This window comes from Brevundimonas sp. KM4, assembly GCF_000964075.1.
Lineage (GTDB): Bacteria > Pseudomonadota > Alphaproteobacteria > Caulobacterales > Caulobacteraceae > Brevundimonas > Brevundimonas huaxiensis.
In genome coordinates this window covers 1-19,150 of record NZ_JZRG01000023.1, presented here as the reverse complement: position 1 = coordinate 19,150, position 19,150 = coordinate 1, and the positions used below count along the sequence as shown (strand labels likewise).

Below are 19,150 nucleotides of genomic sequence, written 5' to 3'. Positions count from 1 at the left end.
CCAGCCGCTTAGGCGACCAGCTGAACCACGCCCTGATCGATGTAGCGCCGCGCGGCCTTCTGGGCTTCCGCGATCTCCTCGCGTTCCATCTCCAGGCTCATCTCGCGGCGATAGACGCGCGCCTCGATCGAACCCTTCATGGCCGCCAGGTTGAAGATCATGTGGGCCGACACCCGGTCCATCGGACAACCGCCCGATCCAGCCGAATACATCATGCCCAGTTTGAAAAGGTCGTCGCCGGACATGTCCGGGGTCGGCAGGGGCAGTCCGTCGTCGTGGGCCTGCAGGTCGTGCGCCATTTCTTGCGCGTTCATCACCGTATCTCCTCAACGGGCGCCCTTCTGGACCCGCCTCTGAGACGCCATCAAATACCGGTGGTTTGAAGTTAAAGTTAACGACGAAAGGCCTCGAACGGACTTTTGAGTAAAGCGGAAATGAATACTTCCGACGCGATTCAGATCTCGGAAATCTCTGATAAATCTCTCGTTGACGCCTCGTCGGCGCGGTCCACGCGCGCTCCGCAAACCTGCCGGGATCGTTCAGCCGGCATTCAGACGCGAAACACGACCTTGCTCATCATTAACGGGTCGGATCGGCACATCCGTCGGCGGCCCAGAATGGAGCACGAAGATGAACCGCCTCACCAAGGCCGCCGTCGTCGCCCTCGCCCTGTCGACCACGGCCGTGCCGATGCTCGTCCAGGCCCAGGACCGCGACCGCCGCGAGTATCGTCAGGATCGCCGTGACGACCGCCGCGACTTCCGCCAGGAACGTCGGGAAGATCGCCGCGACTGGCGCGACGGTCGCTACGACAGCCGTCAGGACTATCGCCGGGACCGCCGCGACGACCGTCGTGACTATCGCGACGAACGCCGGGACGACCGTCGCGATTGGCGCAACGACCGCTGGGACCGCAACAACAGCAACTGGTGGCGCGGCCGCTCGGACTTCCGTGGCTACAACGGTCCGCGCGCAGGCTACTGGTACGCGCCAAGCTATGGCTACTATCGGGTCGAGCCGCGCTACAGCAACTATCGCTGGCGCACCGGCGGTTATCTGCCCTACCAGTATCGCAACTACTATGTCCGAGACCCCTATGTTTACGGTCTTCGCGAAGCGCCGCGCGGTTATCGCTACGTCCACGCCGGCAACGACATCCTGTTGATCGCCGTGGCCAGCGGCCTGATCGCCAGCGTCCTGTCGGGCGTCTATTAAGCCTCGTCATAACCGGACGATCGAACCCCGCAGGTCTTGCCTGCGGGGTTCTGCTTTTTCGGACAGCCCCTTGATTGCGAACAGTGTTCAGCCTGGGTTCATCGCCACGGATCGATGATCGTCTCAAGCCGCCGGAGACCCGGCGTGCAGGAACCAAAGACCATGAAACGCCTCCTGATGGCTTTCACCGCCATCGCCGCCGTCGCAGGCCCGCTTGCAGTCCCGATGCAGGCCCTCGCCCAGGAACAGGACCAGGCTCAGCAGGAACGCCCGCAGCGCGAAGGTCGCGCCCGCGGCATGAACCGGCCCGAGCGTCCGCAGATGGGTCGTGAGGACGGACCGCCTGAGCCTCGCCCCGAACGTCCCAGCCGCCCCGCAAACGATACGCCCCGTCCCGAGCGCCCGTCGGGTGGCGAACGTCCGAATGCGGGCGGCCAGCGTCCGGATCGTCCCGAAGGCGGTTGGAACCGGCCCGATCGTCCGAACATTGGCGGCCAACGTCCGGACCGGCCCGAAGGCGGCTGGAACCGGCCCGATCGCCCCAACGCCGCCGGCCAGCGTCCCGACCGGCCAGAAGGCGGCTGGAACCGTCCCGATCGTCCGAACACCGGCGGCCAACGCCCAGACCGGCCCGAAGGCGGCTGGAACCGACCCGATCGCCCGAACACCGGCGGCCAACGTCCAGACCGACCCGAAGGCGGCTGGAACCGACCCGATCGGCCCGACCGCCCAAATGCAGGCGGTCAACGCCCCGACCGTCCCGGAAACAGCTGGAACCGTCCCGACCGTCCGGGCTCGGGCTGGAACAACGGTCGTGACCGCGACCGTCAGCACCGCGAGTTCCGCCAGCGTTTCAACGGCGATCAATGGCGGCGCGACTTCTATCGCGGCCACCGCTCGGACTGGTGGCGCAACGATCGGCGCTTCAGGGGTTACAACGGCGTGCGCGTCGGCTTCTACTTCGCGCCCGGCTGGGGCTATTACAGCGTGCCGCGGTCCTACTGGGGTCGGTCGTGGTCGGTCGGCCAGTATCTGCCGGACGTCTTCTGGCGCTACCAAATAAACGACTGGCGCACCTACGGCCTGGGCTATCCGCCCGAGGGCACGCGCTGGGTCTCCGTCGACAACACCCTGTATCTGATCGACGAATACGACGGCTATATTATCGACGTCATCCGCGACGCCTGGCGCTGGTGAGAACAAAGGCCCGGAGAGCAATCTCCGGGCCTTTATCGTGCAGTTTGTCGCTCAACCAGCGAGCGACCGCGTCGCGAGCGTTAGCGACAAGCCGGGGTTTGTGGGCCGCAGCCCCCAAGCATCAGAGCCCCAGCTTGGTCTTCAGGATGTCGTTGACCGCCGCCGGGTTGGCCTTGCCGCCCGTGGCCTTCATGACCTGACCGACGAACCAGCCGATGGCCTGGGGCTTTTCAGCCACCGCCGCCGCCTTGTCCGGATTGGCGGCGATGATCTCGTCCACGGCCTTTTCGATGGCGCCGGTGTCCGTGACCTGTTTCAGCCCGTGTTTCTCGACCACCTCGGCCGGCGAGCCTTCGCCGTTCCAGACGTGATCGAAGACCTCCTTGGCGATTTTGGAAGAGATGACGTTCGTCTCGATCAACTCGACCAGCTGCGCGACGTGCGCCGCCGGCAGCGGATTCTCGCTGAAGTCCTTGCCCTCGGCCGCCAGGCGCGCCGAAACCTCGTTGGTGACCCAGTTCGACACCAGCTTGGCGTCCCGACCCTTGGCGGCGGCTTCGAAATAGTCGGCCTTGGCCTGTTCAGAGATCAGCACGATGGCGTCGTATTGCGACAGGCCATAGTCCGCCATCAGACGCTTGCGCTTGTCGTCCGGCAGCTCGGGCAGCGACGCCTTGATCTCGGCGATCCACGCCTCTTCCAGATCCAGCGGCAGCAGATCGGGATCGGGGAAGTAGCGATAGTCTTGCGCCTCCTCCTTGGACCGCATCGAGCGCGTTTCGCCGGCCGTCGGGTCGTACAGGCGCGTCTCCTGGGTGATCGAACCGCCGTCCTCCAGAATTTCAATCTGGCGGCGCGCCTCATACTGGATCGCCTGAGAAATGAAGCGGAAGCTGTTGACGTTCTTGATCTCGCAGCGCGTCCCCAGATAGCTGAAGTCGCCCGTCTCCTTGAACTTGTCGTAGTTGCCGGCCCGGCAGACCGACACGTTCACGTCGGCCCGCAGGTTGCCCTTCTCCATGTCGCCGTCGCAGGTGCCCAGATAGATCAGGATGGTCCGAATCTTTTTCACATAGGCCACCGCCTCATCCGGCGTGCGCAGGTCGGGCCGCGACACGATCTCCATCAGCGCCGTGCCGGCCCGGTTCAGATCGACGTAGCTTTCGGTCGGCGACAGGTCGTGGATCAGCTTGCCCGCATCCTGCTCCAGGTGCAGCCGCTCGATGCCGACGTTGAAGAAGCTGCCGTCCTCGGCCTCCACCTCGACCACGCCTTCCCCCACGATGGGGTAATAGAGCTGACTGATCTGATAGCCGGTCGGCAGGTCGGGATAGAAGTAGTTCTTGCGGTCGAACTGGCTGCGGCGGTTGATCTGCGCGCGCAGGCCCAGGCCCGTCTTCACCGCCTGCTCGACGCAGTGTTTGTTCAGCGTCGGCAGCATGCCGGGAAAGCCCGCATCGACCAGCGACACCTGCTCGTTCGGCCCCGCGCCGAAGCCGACGGCGGCGCCGGAGAACAGCTTGGCCTTCGACGCCACTTGGGCGTGGATTTCCAGGCCCATGACGATTTCCCAATCGCCGGTGCGGCCTTTGATGGTCTTGGTATTGTCGCTCATGCTCACCACCACTTGCCCGGCTTGGCCGTGAAGCCCGCCGCCCGTTCCAGCGCCGCGCCGACCTGGAAGACCGTCGCCTCGTCCAGCGCCTTGCCGATGACCTGAAGCCCCAGCGGCAGGCCGCCGGCGTCCACGCCCGCCGGCACCGAAATGCCCGGCAGGCCGGCCAGATTGGTCGTCACCGTGAAGACGTCGTTCAGATACATGGTCAGCGGGTCGATCTGCTTGTCGCCCAGCGCGAAGGCGGCCGACGGCGTCGACGGCGTCAGGATGGCGTCCACCTGGCCCCAGACGTTGTCGAAGTCCTCGGCGATGCGACGCCGCACCTTCAGCGCCTTGACGTAGTAGGCGTCATAGAAGCCGGCCGACAGCACATAGGCGCCGATGGTCAGGCGACGCTGGACCTCCTTGCCGAAGCCTTCGGCGCGCGAGGTCGCATACAGATCGTCCAGCGACTTGAAGTCCTCCGCCCGATGCCCGAACCGCATGCCGTCGTAGCGGGCCAGGTTCGAAGACGCTTCGGCAGGGGCCACGATATAGTAGGTCGGCAGGGCGTATTTGGTGTGCGGCAGGCTGATCTCGACGATCTCGCAGCCGGCGTCCTTCAGCCAGGCCACGCCCTGATCCCACAGGGCCTGGATCTCGGCCGGCATCCCGTCCACGACATATTCGCGCGGCACGCCGATGCGCAGGCCCTTGACCGATTGGCCGACCGACTGGGTCCAGTCGGGCGTGGCGATGTCCAGGCTGGTCGAATCCTTGGCGTCGAACGAGCACATGGATTGGAGCAGCAGGGCCGCGTCCTCGACCGTCTTGGTGATCGGCCCGGCCTGGTCCAGCGACGAGGCGAAGGCCACCATGCCGAAGCGGCTGGCGCGGCCATAGGTGGGCTTGATCCCGACCGTGCCGGTGAAGGCGGCGGGCTGGCGGATCGAACCGCCGGTGTCCGATGCGGTGGCGGCCAGGCACAGGTCGGCCGCCACGGCCGAGGCCGAACCGCCCGACGAACCGCCCGGTGTCAGCTCGGCGTTCGAGCCGGTCGATTTCCACGGGTTCTTGACCGGACCGAAGGCCGAGGTCTCGTTGGACGAGCCCATGGCGAACTCGTCCATGTTCAGCTTGCCCAGCATGACCGCCCCGTCGCGCCACAGATTGGCGGTGACGGTCGATTCATAGGGGGGCGTGAAGCCGCGCAGCATGTTGGAGCCGGCCGTCGTCTGCACGCCCTCGGTGCAGAACAGGTCCTTGATCCCCAGCGGCGCGCCTTCCAGCGCCCCGCCCTGGCCGGAGGCGATGCGGGCGTCGGACGCGCGCGCCATGTCCATGGCCTTGTCCGCCGTCACCTCGACATAGGCGTTCAGGGTCGGATTGGCGGCTTCGATCGTAGTCAGGAAGGCCTGGGTGATTTCCGCCGATGTGAAGTCCTTGGCCTTCAGCCCGTCGACGGCGCCCTTCAGGGTCAATTTGGTCAGGTCGCTCATGACTATTCGACCACCTTGGGCACGACGAAGAAGCCGTCCGCCGACTTGGGCGCATTCGACAGGACCGCATCGACCTTGGCGCCGTCGGTGACGACGTCGTCGCGCAGGCGCAGCGGCTGGGCGACGTTCGAGGTCATCGGCTCCACGCCTTCGACATCCACCTGATCCAACTGCTCGATCCAGGCCAGGATGCCGTTCAGCTCCTGCGCCAGCGGCTCCAGCCGGTCCTCGGGGGTCTTGATGCGGGCGAGATGCGCAACCTTGCGCACCGTCGCAGCGTCGATGGCCATGCGGCCCTCCAACACACAAAATGAAAACGAAGCGGTCGGATTAGCCGCACGCTTTGGGATTCACAAGGATCAGCCGCCCGTCGTCAGGCGTGATCTCACTGCGACGTGCTGACGGACACCGCGTCCGGCGGCGTCTCGCCGTTTGAGGGGAAGTCGATCTGAACCGTGCGCTCCACCTTCAGGATGTCGCCGTTTGGCCCCGCCGTGTCCTGACGCACCGCCAGGACCACGCGCCCGGCCTTCGCCTCGACGACCTTCCATTCGGCGTAGTCGCCCAAAGGATAGGCGCGCCAGCCCTCGGCTGAACCGCCGAACAGGGCGAAATAGGTCACCAGACCGTTCACCGCCGGATCGCCGCCCGACAGGCTGAAGACCTTGGCGCTCTGATCCGGCAGGGCCTGCAACTGCGACACGTCGGCCGCCGTGCCGATCTCTTCGCGTGCAGCAGCCGCGCGCCGTTCGGCAGGCCCGACCGGCTTGGTGGTCGGTGACGGGGCCGCGCGCGTGATCGGGCTCGGCGTCGGCGCGGCTGCCGCGATCTGAGTATCCTGTGCGGTCTTGGTCTTGGCCGGCGCGTCGGACTGTCCGCAACCGCTCAGCACAAGCCCGAGAGCCGTCATCGCTGCTGTCGCTATGCGCATGTCATCATCCTTCCTGTCCATCATCGTCACCATCGCCTTTGACTTCGGTGCGCGCCAGTCCTAACCGCAGGCCGTGCCCGTCCTCGACCTCCTCGACCTGCCCGCCGCCTGCCCGCCCGACACGCCGTGGATGGGGCTGGATCTGGGCGAGAAGACCATCGGCGTCGCCGTGTCGGATTCCACCCGCCTGATCGCCTCGCCGCTGGAGTTGATCCGCAAGTCCAAGTTCACGCTCGAAGCCGAACACCTGTTCAAACTGATGGCGCATCGCAAGGTTTCGGCCCTGGTCATCGGCCTGCCCGCCAACATGGACGGCACGGAAGGTCCGCGCGCCCAGTCGTGCCGCGCCTTCGCCCGCAATCTGGAGCGGCTGCGGCCCGTCAACATCGCCTTTTGGGACGAGCGCCTGTCCACCAGCGCCGTTGAGCGTTTCCTGATCGAGGATCTGGACCTGAACCGCAAACGCCGCGCCCAGGTCGTGGACCGCACCGCCGCCGCCTGGATTCTGCAAGGCGCGCTGGATCGGGTTCGGGACCAGGCGACCTGGGTTTGACGGCCCTGATCGCCGGCGTCCTGCCGGTCTTTCTGATGATCGCCCTGGGCTACGGCCTCAGAAAGTCCGGCTTCCTGCCAGACGAGGCTTGGCGGCCGATCGAGAAGCTGTCGATCAACATCTTCTATCCCAGCTTCCTGATCCCCGCGATCTGGCACGCCGACCTCGCCGGCGGCGGCGCGACCGTGGCGGGCGCGGCGGCGGTGGGCGCGACGCTGATCGTGGCGGCCGCGACCCTGGCGTCCAAGCCCCTGATCACCCTGGACGGTCCGGCCTACACCAGCGTCTTTCAGGGCGTGATCCGCTGGAACAGCTTCGTCTTCGTGCCGGTGATCCAGTCGGTCTATGGCTCGGAAGGCACGGCGGTGGCCGCCGTCGCCATCGCCTTCATCATTCCCGTCACCAACATCGCCTGCGTCGCCGTGCTGGCGAAATGGGGGTCGCTGCGCCGCGAGCCGTCGGTGATCGGCCTGATCAAGTCGATGCTGGCCAATCCGATCCTCCTGGCCTGCCTGATCGGCCTGGCGCTTAATCTGTTGCGCGTGCCGTTGATCCCTGGCCTGTCGGATGCGATGGACCTGCTGGGCGCCGCCGCCCTGCCCTTGGGCCTGATCGTCGCCGGGGCGGGTCTGTCCTTCGCCGAAGTCAAACGCCGCCGCACCACCATCGCCGCTGTCAGCCTGGTCAAACTCGGGGTCATGCCGCCGCTGATGTGGTTCATCGCCTGGGCTTTGGGCGGCGACAGCCTCGCGCAGGGCATCGCCCTGATCTGCGGCGCCGCGCCCGGCTCGGCCGCCTCCAACATCCTGGCGCGTCAGATGGGCGGCGACGCGCCCCTGATCGCCGGCGTCATCGCCCTGACCACCGTAGGCAGCGCCGTGGTCATCCCCATCCTGCTGGCCCTGTTTCACTTCACCTGACTGGCGCCGCACGCTGGCAATGGGAGCGACTCCCGCCTATAGCCGCGTCTCGATGACCCAGTCCGCACAAGTCACCGATCAGACCATCCGCGACCGGCTGGTTCCGTTCCCCAAACCGCACTTCCTGGCCGCATCGGACCTCGATCCGTATGTGACGCCGCAGTTGCTGGATCTCGGCGACGCCTTCGTCGATTTCAATCGCCAGTCGTCCAAGGCCCTGGATCTGCTGCACGGCCGCACGGTCGTGAACCTGTTCTTCGAGAACTCGACCCGCACCAGCTCCTCCTTCGAGATCGCCGCCAAGCGGTTGGGCGCCGACGTCGTGACCATGCCGGTCGCCGCCTCCTCGGTGAAGAAGGGCGAGACCCTGATCGACACGGCGGTCACCCTGAACGCCATGAAGCCCGACATCCTGGTCATCCGCCACTCGGCCTCGGGCGCGGCCGAACTGCTGAGCCAGAAGGTCGGTTGCGCCGTAGTCAACGCCGGCGACGGCCGCCACGAACATCCGACCCAGGCCCTGCTGGATTTGCTGTCCATGCGCCGCGCCTTCGGCGATGTGACCAGCCTGACCGTCGCCATCTGCGGCGACATCACCCACAGCCGCGTGGCCCGCTCCAATGTCGCCTTGTTGCAGATGATGGGGGCGCGCGTCCGCCTGATCGGCCCGCCGACCCTGGTGCCCGGCGACGCGGACCGCTGGGGCTGCGAGGTCTTCCATGACATGCGCGAAGGTCTGAAGGGCTGCGACGTCGTCATGATGCTGCGGCTTCAGCTGGAGCGGATGGCCGGCGCCCTGGTCCCCTCGACCCGCGAATATTTCCGCTTCTGGGGCCTGGGTCGCGAGAAGCTGGCCTGGGCCAATCCCGGCGCCCGGGTCATGCACCCCGGGCCCATGAACCGCGGCGTCGAGATCGATTCCGACGTGGCCGACGACCTGGACGTCTCCCTGATCCAGGATCAGGTCGAGATGGGCGTCGCCGCCCGCATGGCGGTGCTGGCCTCCCTCTCCGCCCGTTGGGGAGACGCCCGATGACCACCGTCGCCATTCTCAACGCCCGCCTGCTGAACCCCGCTTCCGACTATGACGGCCCCGGCGGCTTGCTGATCCAGGACGGTCGTATCAGCCGCGTGATCCACGGCCCGACGCCGGACGTGGCGGCGGATCAAATCATCGACGCCGACGGTCTGTGCCTCGCGCCCGGCCTGATCGACATCCGGGTCAAGACCGGCGAACCCGGCGCCGAGCCCAAGGAAACGTTGAAGTCCGCCAGCCTGGCCGCCGCCGCCGGGGGCGTGACGACCATCGTGGTCCAGCCCGACACCGATCCCGCCGTCGACGACCCCGCCATGATCGACTTTATCCAGCGACGCGGCGCAGCGCTGAACCTGGTCAACGTCCGCGCCGCCGGCGCCGCGACCAAGGCCCTGGACGGTCAGCGCATGGCCGAGATCGGCCTGATGGACGAGGCGGGCGCCCTGTATTTCACCGACGGCGACAAGGTCATCGTCAACAGCCGCACCCTGCAACGGGTGATGAGCTACGCGGCCGCCTTCAACGCCCTGATCGCCTGCCGCCCGGCCGACCCCTGGCTGACGGAAGGCGCGGTCGCCGCCTCCGGCGAACTGGCCACGCGCCTCGGTCTGTCTGGCAGCCCCGCCATCGCCGAGCGGATCGGGCTGGAGCGCGACCTGGCCCTGGTCGAACAGACCGGCGCGCGGTTCCTGGTGGATCAGATTTCCACCGAGGGCGCCTTGGACACCCTGGCCCGCGCCCGCGCCAAGGGGCTGGAGGTCGCCGTCAGCGTCTCGATCAACCACCTGTGCTTCAATGAGGTGGACATCGGCGACTATCGCACCTTCTACCGGCTGGACCCGCCGCTGCGCTCCGAAGCCGACCGCCAGGCCCTGATCGAGGCTGTGCGGGAGGGCCTGATCGACGTCATCACCTCCGCCCACGCCCCGGCTCCGGCCGAGGACAAGCGCCGCCCCTTCGCCGAGGCAGCGCCGGGCGCGATCGGCCTGGAGACCCTGCTGCCCGCCGCCCTGACCCTGCATCACGAAGACGGTTTGGACCTGCTCGACGTCCTGCGTCCGCTGACCCAGGGCCCCGCCGCCCTGCTCGGCCTCGACGCGGGCGTCCTGGCCGAGGGCGCCCCTGCTGACTTCATCCTGTTCGACGCCGGCGCCCCCGTCATCATCGACGCCGACGCCCTTCACTCCAAGTCCAAGAACTCGCCCTTCGATGGCCGCCGGCTTCAGGGCAAGCTGATCGGAACCTGGGTGGGCGGTCGAAAGGTCTTCTAAGGCTCAGATCAGCGCGGCCGCGCGCACGTCGCGGCCTTGGCCACCTCGGCGCCCAGCACCGACTTGACGGCCAGCGGCGTGTCGGTGGCGATCACCGTGACGCCCTGGCGCACCAGATCGCGATATTCCGAAACGTCCCCGTCGGCGGCGTAGCGATCGTCGCGGCGCACGCCCTCGGCGCCCAAGGTGCCGAACTGAACCTCGACGCCGGCCTCGCGCAGGGCGCGCCACAGCGCCGGACGCTCCTCGCGCGTGCCGGTCCAGGCCAGGATCTGCGCCGGGTTCAGCCCGCTCAGCTTATCCACACCGCTCAGCCCGGCCGAGATCATCATCTCCGGCGCCATGGCCGCCACCGCCCGCGCGTCGGCGTCATTGTAGGTGATCAGGATCACCCGGTTGCCGGCCCGCGACCGGCGCACTTGATCGATCACCGCTCGCGCCAGATCGACCGTGGTTTCGCCGTCCGCGGGTTTCAGGTCGATGCTGGCGATCGCGCCCACGCGTCCGGCGGCGTCCAGCGCCTCGCCCAGCGTCGGCGGCGCAGCGCGCGTCAGGGCGCCGTTCGACGCCTTCAGCCGCGCCTGTTTCACCTGGGCCAGCGTCAGGTCCGCGACCCGCCCGCGTCCCGTGGTCGTCCGGTCCATGGTGTCGTCGTGCATCAGAACCAGCTGCCGGTCCTTGGTCAGGACCGCGTCCAGCTCCAGGATCGCATTGGGGATCGCCCGGCCCGTCGCCTCGATGGCGGCGATGGAGTTCTCGGGCTGGTCCAGAGCCGAAACCGCCCGGTGCGCCGAGATCGCCACGCCGCCGTCCCGCACGCAGTCGAAATAGGCCGCCATCGCCGGCCCCGACGACGGCGCAGACGCCATCGGCGGCGCACCCACGCAACCTGTCGTCGAAAGCAGCAGCAGGGTCGCGGCGGCGGCGGAAATACGGGTCATGGATCGGCTCCGGAAAGACGCGCGGACCAAACGCTGCGCCGATCATCGGGTCAAGAGGTCGGATCGCCCTTGCTCCCGACCGCCCCGCGACGCATTTTGCCGCAACGACACGCGGGGAGCGAATCAACGTGCAGGATCTGGTGGGCCCCGCGATCGGGACCTTGGCGCTGGTGGCGCTGGGCGGCTATCTGCTCGGCTCGATTCCGTTCGGCGTGGTGATCACGCGTGCAGCCGGCGCCGGCGACGTGCGCAACATCGGCTCGGGCAACATCGGCGCGACAAACGTCCTGCGCACCGGCCGCAAGGATCTGGCCCTGGCCACCCTGCTGCTGGACGCCGGCAAGGGCGCGGTCACCCTGCTGATCGCCCGTCATCTGTTCGGCAGCGAACTGGCCGGCGCCATCGCCGGCGGCGCGGCCTTCCTGGGCCACCTCTTTCCTGTTTGGCTGGGCTTCAAGGGCGGCAAGGGCGTCGCCACCTTCTACGGCCTGTTGCTGGCCGCCGCCTGGCCGCTGGGCCTGATGGCGGGGGCGGTCTGGCTGCTCTGCGCCTTCCTGTTCCGCTATTCGTCGCTGGCGGCGCTCATCTCATCGGCGACCGCGCCGCTGCTGGCGCTTCTGCCGCTCGCCGTCGTCGGCCTGCCGGTCAGCCTGCCCATCCTCGCCCTGACCGTCTTCGCCGCCGTCCTGATCTGGGTTCGACATCACCAGAACATCGCCCGACTGTTGAAGGGCGAGGAACCGCGCATCGGGGCCAAGAAGGCGTGAGCCTGGACCCGGCCGAACGCTTCGCCCGGCTGCGGCTCGCCCGCACCGACCGCATCGGCCCCGTCGCCTTCACCCAACTGATCGGCCGCTACGGCTCGGCCCTCGGTGCGCTGGACGCCCTGCCCGCTCTGGTGCGCAAGTTCGGCGCCGCCTCCATTCCGCCCCCCGTCGAGACGGTCGAACGCGAGATCGCCGCCGGCGACGCCATCGGCGCGCGCCTGCTGGTGCTGGGCGATCCCGATTATCCCGAAATGCTGGCCGCAGTCGACCCGCCGCCCCCGATCCTGTGGACGCGCGGTCGCGTCGATCTGCTGAATCAGCCCTCGGTCGCCATCGTCGGCGCCCGCATCGCCTCGGCGGGCGGCCAGCGGATCGCACGCGGTCTGGCGCAGCAACTCGGTCAGGCCGGTCATGTCGTCGTCTCGGGCATGGCGCGCGGCATCGACGCCGCCGCCCACGAAGGCGCCTTGGCGACCGGGACCGTCGCGGTCCTGGGGGGCGGGGTGAACGACATCTATCCGTCTGAACACGCCGACCTCTACGCCCGCCTGACGGAACAAGGCTGCGTCGTCTCCGAAAGCCCGGTCGGCGCTCGCGCCCAGGCACGCGACTTCCCGCGCCGCAACCGCATCATCTCGGGCCTGTCGCGCGGGGTCGTGGTGGTCGAGGCGGAGGTCCGGTCCGGCTCCCTGATCACCGCCCGTCTCGCCGCCGAACAGGGTCGCGATGTCTTCGCCGTGCCCGGATCGCCGCTGGATCCCCGCGCGCGCGGTCCGAACGAACTGCTGCGTCAGGGCGCCATCCTGTGCGAGGGGATCGAGGACATCGACCGCGCCTTCAACACCCTGCGCATCCTGCGCGAGCCGCCTGCCGATCCGATGCGATTCGACGGCGACATCGACGACGCCTTCCTCGACCGCGTCGCCACTCTGCTGTCGCCGACCCCCACGCCGCGCGACGAGATCGCCCGCGCCCTCAACGCTCCGGTGTCCCAGGTCGCCGCCGCCCTGCTGGAGCTCAGCCTGACCGGCCGCGCCGACCTGCTGCCCGGCGGCCTGGCTTCTCTTTAGGCCTGCGGATGACCCGCCACGGCCGCCGCCTGTTCCAGCAAGCCGGCCAGCCGCACGTCGCCCTCGTCCCGCGCCAGCCGCGCCATTTCCAGCGCCATGGCGCCGATGTATTTTCTTACAGCAAAAGGCTTCGTGTCGGCCTCGCCGTGAACGGCTTGGTTAGGTTGCGTCTTACCCAATGTCGCACCTCCTCTGAAAGACGGATCAATCTCAGCGAGAGAGTAGCACAACTAGTTAGCATCAAAGGCACTATCTAGAGATGTAAGACAACAGGTGCGATTGACTCACGGCTCCGTTCCAACCACGTTCGCGCCCCTTCCCGAGACCGGACCGTTATGAACCTCGTCATCGTCGAGAGCCCCGCAAAGGCCAAGACCATCAATAAGTATCTGGGCTCGGACTATGAGGTCCTGGCCTCGTACGGCCACGTCCGCGATCTGCCGTCCAAGGATGGCTCGGTCCTGCCCGACGACGACTTCTCCATGCATTGGGAGGCCGACGCCAAGGGCGCCAAACGCCTGTCCGAAATCGCCGAGGCCGCCAAGCGCGCCGACCGCGTCATCCTGGCGACCGACCCCGACCGCGAAGGGGAAGCCATAAGCTGGCACGTGCTGGAGGTGCTGAACAAGAAAAAGGCGCTGAAGGACACAGAGGTCCAGCGCGTCACCTTCAACGCCATCACCAAGTCCGCCGTGCTCGACGCCATGGCCAATCCACGTCAAATCGACATGGAACTGGTCGAGGCCTATCTGGCCCGCCGCGCGCTGGACTACCTCGTCGGCTTCACCCTCTCGCCAGTCCTGTGGCGCAAGCTGCCGGGCGCCCGCTCGGCCGGCCGCGTCCAATCCGTGGCGCTGCGCATCGTCGTCGATCGCGAGATGGAGATCGAGAAGTTCCAGGCTCAGGAATACTGGTCCATCGAGGCCGACCTGAACGCCGACAGCCCGCCCTTCACCGCCCGCCTGGTCAAGCACGCCGGCAAGCGCATCCAGCGTCTGGACATCAAGGACGAGGCGACGGCTTCCGCCGCCCGCGCGGCCATCGCGGCCGGCGACTTCACCATCAATGCGGTGGAGAAGAAGCCCGTCCGACGCAATCCGGCCCCGCCCTTCACCACCTCTACCCTGCAGCAGGAGGCGGCGCGCAAGCTCGGCTTCTCGGCCCAGCGCACCATGCAGGCGGCGCAGAAACTGTATGAAGGCGTCGACGAGACCGGCGGCCTGATCACCTATATGCGGACCGACGGCGTCCAGACCACGCCCGAGGGCATCGCCCAGGCGCGCGAGGTCATCAATCAGGCGTTCGGTCCGGCCTTCGTCCCGCAAGAACCGCGCTATTACAAGACGAAGGCCAAGAATGCTCAGGAAGCGCACGAAGCGATCCGGCCGACCAACATCGCGCGCCATCCCGACAGCCTGCGCCTCGAATCCGATCTTCAGCGCCTGTATGAACTGATCTGGAAACGGATGGTCGCCTCGCAGATGGAGGCGGCCCGGATGGACCGCACCACCGTCGACATCGAGACCGCCGACGGCCAGACGGGTCTGCGCGCCACCGGCCAGGTCGTGACCTTCGACGGCTTCCTCGCCGTCTATGAGGAAGGCCGCGACGAAAAGCAGAAGGGCGCGGAGAGCGAAGACGAGGGCGATGATGCCACACGCCTGCCCGCGCTGAAAGAAGGCGCCAAGGCCAAGGTCGACGCCATCCGCACCGACCAGCATTTCACCGAACCGCCTCCGCGCTATTCGGAAGCCACCCTGGTCAAGAAGCTGGAAGAGCTGGGCATCGGCCGCCCGTCGACCTACGCCTCGACCCTGTCGACCCTGCGCGACCGCGAATATGTCCGCGTCGACAAGAACCGCTTCTATCCCGAGGACAAGGGACGGCTGGTCACGGCCTTCCTGGAGCAATTCTTCAGGAAGTGGGTCGAATACGACTTCACCGCCGCGCTGGAGACCCAGCTCGACGAGGTCTCGGCCGGTCAGCTGGACTGGAAGGTGCTGCTGCGCAACTTCTGGCAGGACTTCCACGCCGCGACCCAAGCCGCCGGCGAACTGCGCACCACGGCCATTCTCGACGCCCTAAACGAAAGCCTCGGCGCCCACATCTTCCCGGACAAGGGCGACGGGACCGACCCGCGCGAATGCCCCCTGTGCCACCAGGGCCAACTCAGCCTGAAGACCAGTCGCTTCGGCGCCTTCATCGGCTGCGATCGCTATCCCGAGTGCAAATACACCCGTCCCGTCGCCAGCCCGTCGGCTGAGGACGGCTCGGCCGAAAGCGGCGACCGCGAACTGGGCATCGACCCGGAAACGGGCCAACCGGTCCAGCTGAAGATCGGCCGCTTCGGCCCCTACGTCGAAATCACGCCGCCCGAGGGCGACAAGCCCAAACGCTCGTCCCTGCCCAAGGGCTGGTCGCCGGCGTCCCTGACGCTGGAACAGGCCCTGCGTCTTCTGGCCCTGCCGCGCGAGGTAGGGGTCCACCCCGAGGACGGCAAGATGATCACGGCGGGCCTGGGCCGTTACGGTCCCTTCGTCCTGCACGCCGGGACCTACGCCAATGTCTCGGACATCGACGAGGTGTTCGAGGTCGGCCTGAACCGCGCCGTGGCCCTGTTGGCGGAAAAGCGCGCCGGTCGTCCCGGTCGCGGCGCGGCGACGGCGCCGCTCAAGGACCTGGGCGCCCACCCGGAAACGGGCGAGCCGATCCACGTCATGGCCGGCCGTTTCGGCCCCTACGTCAAGTCCGGCAAGATCAACGCCACCCTGCCGAAGGGCACGGCGCCGGAAGACCTGACCCTGGAAGACGCCCTGCCCCTGCTCGCCGCCAAGGCCGGCGCCGCGCCCAAGAAGAAGGCGCCCGCCAAGAAGGCCGCGGCTCCGAAAAAGGCCGCCGCCAAGAAACCAGCCGCCAAGAAGGCTCCGGCGAAGAAGGCCAAGACCGCCGAGTAATCCCTTCCCCTCGGGGGAGAAGGTGGCTCGCGGAGCGAGACGGATGAGGGGGCTGCCAGATGCCGTCTCCCCCTCACCATCCAGAGGCCGAAAGCCCCCCCTCATCCGAGGCCTCTGGCCCCACCTTCTCCCCCGAGGGGAGAAGGACGCCTGACGCATGGCGCGAATCCCCCCCGCGCCCTATCTTCGCCTGCTCATGCCCATCCGCCGTCTTTCCCCCGAAACCGTCAACCGCATCGCCGCCGGCGAGGTGGTCGAGCGGCCGGCCAGCGCCATCAAGGAACTGGTCGAGAACGCCCTGGACGCCGGCGGCCGCAATATCGAGATCCAGGCCGACGGCGGCGGCCTGTCGCGCATCCTGATCGCCGACGACGGCAAGGGCATTCCGAAGGACGAACTGCCGCTGGCCATCGAACGCCACGCCACGTCAAAGCTGGAGCCGGACGACGCCGGCGACGTGGACCTGCTGCGCATCCACACCCTGGGCTTCCGGGGCGAGGCCCTGCCCTCCATCGGCTCGGTCGCCCGCCTGTCGATCACCACCCGGTCGCGTGACGAGACCGACGCCTGGGCCATCACGGTCGAGGGCGGCGAGACCCGGCCCCTGGCCCCCGCCCCCTTCCCCGGCCCGCATGGCGCGCGGGTCGAGGTGCGCGACCTCTTCTACGCCACCCCCGCCCGGCTCAAGTTCATGAAGTCCGAGCGGTCCGAGGCCATGGCCATCTCCGAAGAGATCAAGCGCCAGGCCATGGCGCACGAGGCCGTCGCCTTCACCCTGTCGCTGGACGGCAAGGTCACGCTGCGCCTGCCCGCCGAACATCCGGGCGACGAAGGCCGTCTGAAGCGGTTGTCCGCCCTCTTGGGTCGCGACTTCGAGGCCAACGCGCTCTTGATCGATCAAGAGCGGGACGGCGTGCGCCTGTCGGGTTATGCCGGCCTGCCGACCTATTCGCGCGGCAATGCGGCGCATCAGTATCTGTTCGTCAACGGCCGCCCGGTGAAGGACCGGCTGCTGCAAGGGGCCCTGCGCGGCGCCTATGCCGACTTCCTGGCGCGCGACCGGCATCCGGCCGCCGTCCTCTTCCTCGACATCGATCCGCTCTATGTCGACGTCAACGTCCACCCCGCCAAGGCCGAGGTCCGGTTTCGCGATCCGGCCCTGGTGCGCGGCCTGATCGTCGGCGCCCTGCGCCACGCGCTGCACGCCGCCGGCCACCGCGCCTCAACAACCGTCGCCGCCGACGCCCTGTCGGGTTTTCAGCCCCACACCGGCGTGACGCACAGTGGCGAGTGGCGAGGGACGAGTGCCGAGGGCTGGTCCGGATGGGCCGGTTGGAACGCGCCGGCTTCACAGACCGCCCAGGTCCTGCCCGGCCTCAACGAGCGCAGCGCCCGCGTCGAGCCGTCATGGGACGGTCCCTCATGGCCGTCGCAGCCCGCCCAAAACCGCGATCTCGCCACTGGCCACTCGCCACTCGCCACTCCGCCTCAGGACCCCCTCGACTACCCCCTGGGCGCCGCGCGGGGTCAGCTCCACGCCAACTATATCGTCGCCCAGACCCGCGATGGTTTGGTCATCGTCGATCAGCACGCCGCGCACGAGCGGCTGGTCTATGAGCGGACGAAGGCCCAGATGGCCGAGGGGGCCGTGACCCGCCAGGCCCTGCTGACGCCCGAGGTGGTCGATCTGGACCCCGCCGAGGCCGAGCGCGTCGCCGGGCGCGCCGAGGAACTGGCCGAGATGGGCCTGATCGTCGAGGCCTTCGGCGCCGGCGCCGTCCTGGTGCGCGAAACCCCGGCCATGCTGGGCGACACGGACGTTCAGGGCCTGATCCGCGACATCGCCGACGACCTGTCCGAACACGGCCAGGCCCTGTCGCTCAAGGAACGGCTCGCCGCCATCTGCGGCACCATGGCCTGCCACGGCAGCGTCCGCTCAGGCCGCGTCCTCTCGGCGCCGGAGATGAACGCCCTTCTCCGCCAGATGGAAGCCACCCCCCACTCCGGCCAATGCAACCACGGCCGCCCCACCTATGTGGAGCTGAAGCTGCACGATCTGGAGAAGCTGTTCGGGAGGAGGTGAGCACAAAAGTCCAATTGCCAACAACCCACATTGCAACGCATATGCGCTCAGAGGTAGCAGTGCACACACCATCTGACTGGATTGAGCTTGGGCGACGCGGCGCCTTCACGACAACACAAGTTGCCGTGTTGCTCGACGTCGATGCCCCTAAGGTGGCCTCCTGGCTATCGGGCAATCCACCCCTGATTAAGACCGATTTGCCTTCAGTCGCTGGCCGTCTGGCGCTTTCTTTCGATGGATTAATCGAAGCAAGGGCGATCAATTATCTCCTTGTCGAAGGGATTTCCCGCCGAAAACTCGCTCAGGCCATGAAGGCCATGCGACAGCGTTGGAGCGACCCGCATCCTCTAGCTCGTGAACGCCAGCTGATAACTGACGGTGCCTCAGTCTTGGAACTCAAGGGCGAAAAGATCGTCGATCTTCTAACCGAAGCATACTTGCACCCCGAAGTGATCAGACCAGCTTTAGCTGGACGAGTGGTCTTCAAAAGTGGGCGTGCAGCATGGCTTGAGCCTTACCCAGAGGAAATGCCGCTCGTTCGAATTGACCCGGCGAAGGCCTTTGGACGACCCGTAATCGTCGAAGAGTCAGCGGCCATTCCTACCGAGACTTTGGCCACATCCGCAGAAGTGGACGGATTAACAGAGGCTGCCGACTGGTTCGGAGTCAGCGAAGCAGCGGTCAACCAAGCCGTTGCATTTGAACAGCGTATTGCTGCTTGACCCTTATCCGCTTCGACGAGTGCATCAATCCCCGCATCGTCGATGCTTTAAGAGCCATTAGGGTTCCGCAGAATTTCCAACTTGAGACGCCTCAGGAGCTTGCACAGCGAGGCCAGCCGGACGTCAACTGGATTGAAGAGTTCGCCGCTCGTGGCGGTCGTTTAGTAGTTTCAGGCGACGGCAATATGCGCCGTGTCCAGCTAGAACGAGCAGCCCTAGAAGCGTCTGGTCTTGTAGCCGTGTTTCCACACATGAAATGGTATGGAAGTTTGGGCAAATGGGGCCAGGCAGCGTTCTTCTTAGCTTGGTTTCCAGCCATCATGCGGCTTGCAAATGAAGCAGAAGCCGGCGCTCACTTCCGGATACCGATATTGATCTTCCCCCGTAAAAGTGG

Annotated in this window: 19 protein-coding genes; 12 read left to right on the top strand and 7 right to left on the bottom strand. The window is 67.1% G+C overall.

The genetic code is table 11. The features are described 5' to 3' along the window. Positions 1–8: 8 nt before the first annotated feature. Positions 9–314 (bottom strand): hypothetical protein, encoded by a 306-nt coding sequence (locus tag VH88_RS12835; RefSeq protein ID WP_039247692.1) that lies wholly within the window; start codon positions 312–314, stop codon positions 9–11. Positions 315–630: 316 nt separating this feature from the next. Between VH88_RS12835 and VH88_RS12830 the strand changes: the two genes are divergently transcribed. Both VH88_RS12830 and VH88_RS16520 read left to right on the top strand, forming a co-directional pair. Further along, positions 631–1,215: an RcnB family protein gene (locus tag VH88_RS12830; protein WP_045811611.1), complete on the top strand. Its 585-nt coding sequence runs from the start codon at positions 631–633 to the stop codon at positions 1,213–1,215. 162 nt (positions 1,216–1,377) lie between these two features. Then, positions 1,378–2,412 (top strand): RcnB family protein, encoded by a 1,035-nt coding sequence (locus tag VH88_RS16520; RefSeq protein WP_231576684.1) that lies wholly within the window; start codon positions 1,378–1,380, stop codon positions 2,410–2,412. Between the two features lie 121 nt (positions 2,413–2,533). On the opposite strand, the gene gatB is transcribed toward VH88_RS16520, so the two are convergent. The 4 genes from gatB to VH88_RS12805 all read right to left on the bottom strand — a co-directional run bounded on the left by gatB (position 2,534) and on the right by VH88_RS12805 (position 6,439). Then, the gene (gene gatB / locus VH88_RS12820; RefSeq protein WP_045811610.1) at positions 2,534–4,027 is read right to left on the bottom strand and encodes an Asp-tRNA(Asn)/Glu-tRNA(Gln) amidotransferase subunit GatB; all 1,494 of its coding nucleotides are present in this window, start codon (positions 4,025–4,027) and stop codon (positions 2,534–2,536) included. A gap of 2 nt (positions 4,028–4,029) precedes the next feature. Continuing rightward, a complete protein-coding gene (gene gatA, locus VH88_RS12815; RefSeq protein ID WP_045811609.1) occupies positions 4,030–5,508 on the bottom strand; it encodes an Asp-tRNA(Asn)/Glu-tRNA(Gln) amidotransferase subunit GatA in 1,479 nt (492 codons plus the stop codon). Between the two features lie 2 nt (positions 5,509–5,510). Then, the gene (gatC, locus tag VH88_RS12810) at positions 5,511–5,798 is read right to left on the bottom strand and encodes an Asp-tRNA(Asn)/Glu-tRNA(Gln) amidotransferase subunit GatC (protein WP_039247681.1); all 288 of its coding nucleotides are present in this window, start codon (positions 5,796–5,798) and stop codon (positions 5,511–5,513) included. Between the two features lie 95 nt (positions 5,799–5,893). Beyond that, positions 5,894–6,439, bottom strand: coding sequence for a hypothetical protein (locus tag VH88_RS12805; RefSeq protein ID WP_156146832.1), 546 nt, complete (start codon positions 6,437–6,439; stop codon positions 5,894–5,896). A gap of 73 nt (positions 6,440–6,512) precedes the next feature. On the opposite strand from VH88_RS12805, the gene ruvX reads away from it, so the two are divergent. Genes ruvX through pyrC form a run of 4 tightly spaced genes read left to right on the top strand, consistent with a single transcriptional unit; the run spans position 6,513 to position 10,219 of the window. Then, entirely contained in the window at positions 6,513–6,992 is a 480-nt protein-coding gene (gene ruvX / locus VH88_RS12800; RefSeq protein WP_045811607.1) for a Holliday junction resolvase RuvX, read from the top strand. After that, the gene (locus VH88_RS12795) at positions 6,989–7,912 is read left to right on the top strand and encodes an AEC family transporter (protein WP_045811606.1); all 924 of its coding nucleotides are present in this window, start codon (positions 6,989–6,991) and stop codon (positions 7,910–7,912) included. The genes ruvX and VH88_RS12795 overlap by 4 nt, the downstream gene beginning before the upstream one ends. A gap of 52 nt (positions 7,913–7,964) precedes the next feature. Beyond that, positions 7,965–8,948, top strand: a complete 984-nt coding sequence (locus VH88_RS12790) for an aspartate carbamoyltransferase catalytic subunit (RefSeq protein WP_045811605.1) — start codon at positions 7,965–7,967, stop codon at positions 8,946–8,948. Next, entirely contained in the window at positions 8,945–10,219 is a 1,275-nt protein-coding gene (gene pyrC / locus VH88_RS12785) for a dihydroorotase (protein ID WP_045811604.1), read from the top strand. Before VH88_RS12790 ends, pyrC begins: the two co-directional genes overlap by 4 nt. 8 nt (positions 10,220–10,227) lie before the next feature. Here the strand turns inward: pyrC and VH88_RS12780 are convergent, their stop codons facing one another. After that, entirely contained in the window at positions 10,228–11,160 is a 933-nt protein-coding gene (locus VH88_RS12780; protein WP_045811603.1) for a glycerophosphodiester phosphodiesterase family protein, read from the bottom strand. Between the two features lie 128 nt (positions 11,161–11,288). Here VH88_RS12780 and plsY point away from each other — a divergent pair, with 128 nt between their 5' ends. Both plsY and dprA read left to right on the top strand, forming a co-directional pair. Beyond that, the gene (gene plsY / locus VH88_RS12775; protein WP_045811602.1) at positions 11,289–11,927 is read left to right on the top strand and encodes a glycerol-3-phosphate 1-O-acyltransferase PlsY; all 639 of its coding nucleotides are present in this window, start codon (positions 11,289–11,291) and stop codon (positions 11,925–11,927) included. After that, a complete protein-coding gene (dprA, locus tag VH88_RS12770; protein ID WP_045811601.1) occupies positions 11,924–12,997 on the top strand; it encodes a DNA-processing protein DprA in 1,074 nt (357 codons plus the stop codon). The genes plsY and dprA overlap by 4 nt, the downstream gene beginning before the upstream one ends. Here the strand turns inward: dprA and VH88_RS16080 are convergent. After that, positions 12,994–13,176, bottom strand: coding sequence for a hypothetical protein (locus VH88_RS16080; protein ID WP_156146831.1), 183 nt, complete (start codon positions 13,174–13,176; stop codon positions 12,994–12,996). The two genes, dprA and VH88_RS16080, sit on opposite strands and share 4 nt — an antisense overlap. A gap of 156 nt (positions 13,177–13,332) precedes the next feature. Here VH88_RS16080 and topA point away from each other — a divergent pair, with 156 nt between their 5' ends. From topA to VH88_RS16070, 4 genes are all read left to right on the top strand, one after another. Further along, a complete protein-coding gene (topA, locus tag VH88_RS12765; RefSeq protein WP_045811600.1) occupies positions 13,333–15,951 on the top strand; it encodes a type I DNA topoisomerase in 2,619 nt (872 codons plus the stop codon). Between the two features lie 196 nt (positions 15,952–16,147). Next, complete coding sequence (mutL, locus tag VH88_RS12760; protein ID WP_045811655.1) at positions 16,148–18,034, top strand: DNA mismatch repair endonuclease MutL; 1,887 nt, start codon at positions 16,148–16,150, stop codon at positions 18,032–18,034. After that, complete coding sequence (locus VH88_RS16075) at positions 18,031–18,756, top strand: hypothetical protein (protein ID WP_156146830.1); 726 nt, start codon at positions 18,031–18,033, stop codon at positions 18,754–18,756. The genes mutL and VH88_RS16075 overlap by 4 nt, the downstream gene beginning before the upstream one ends. Further along, positions 18,753–19,150: hypothetical protein (locus VH88_RS16070; protein WP_197071084.1), on the top strand; the 398-nt coding region annotated here is incomplete at its 3' end. The genes VH88_RS16075 and VH88_RS16070, both read left to right, overlap by 4 nt.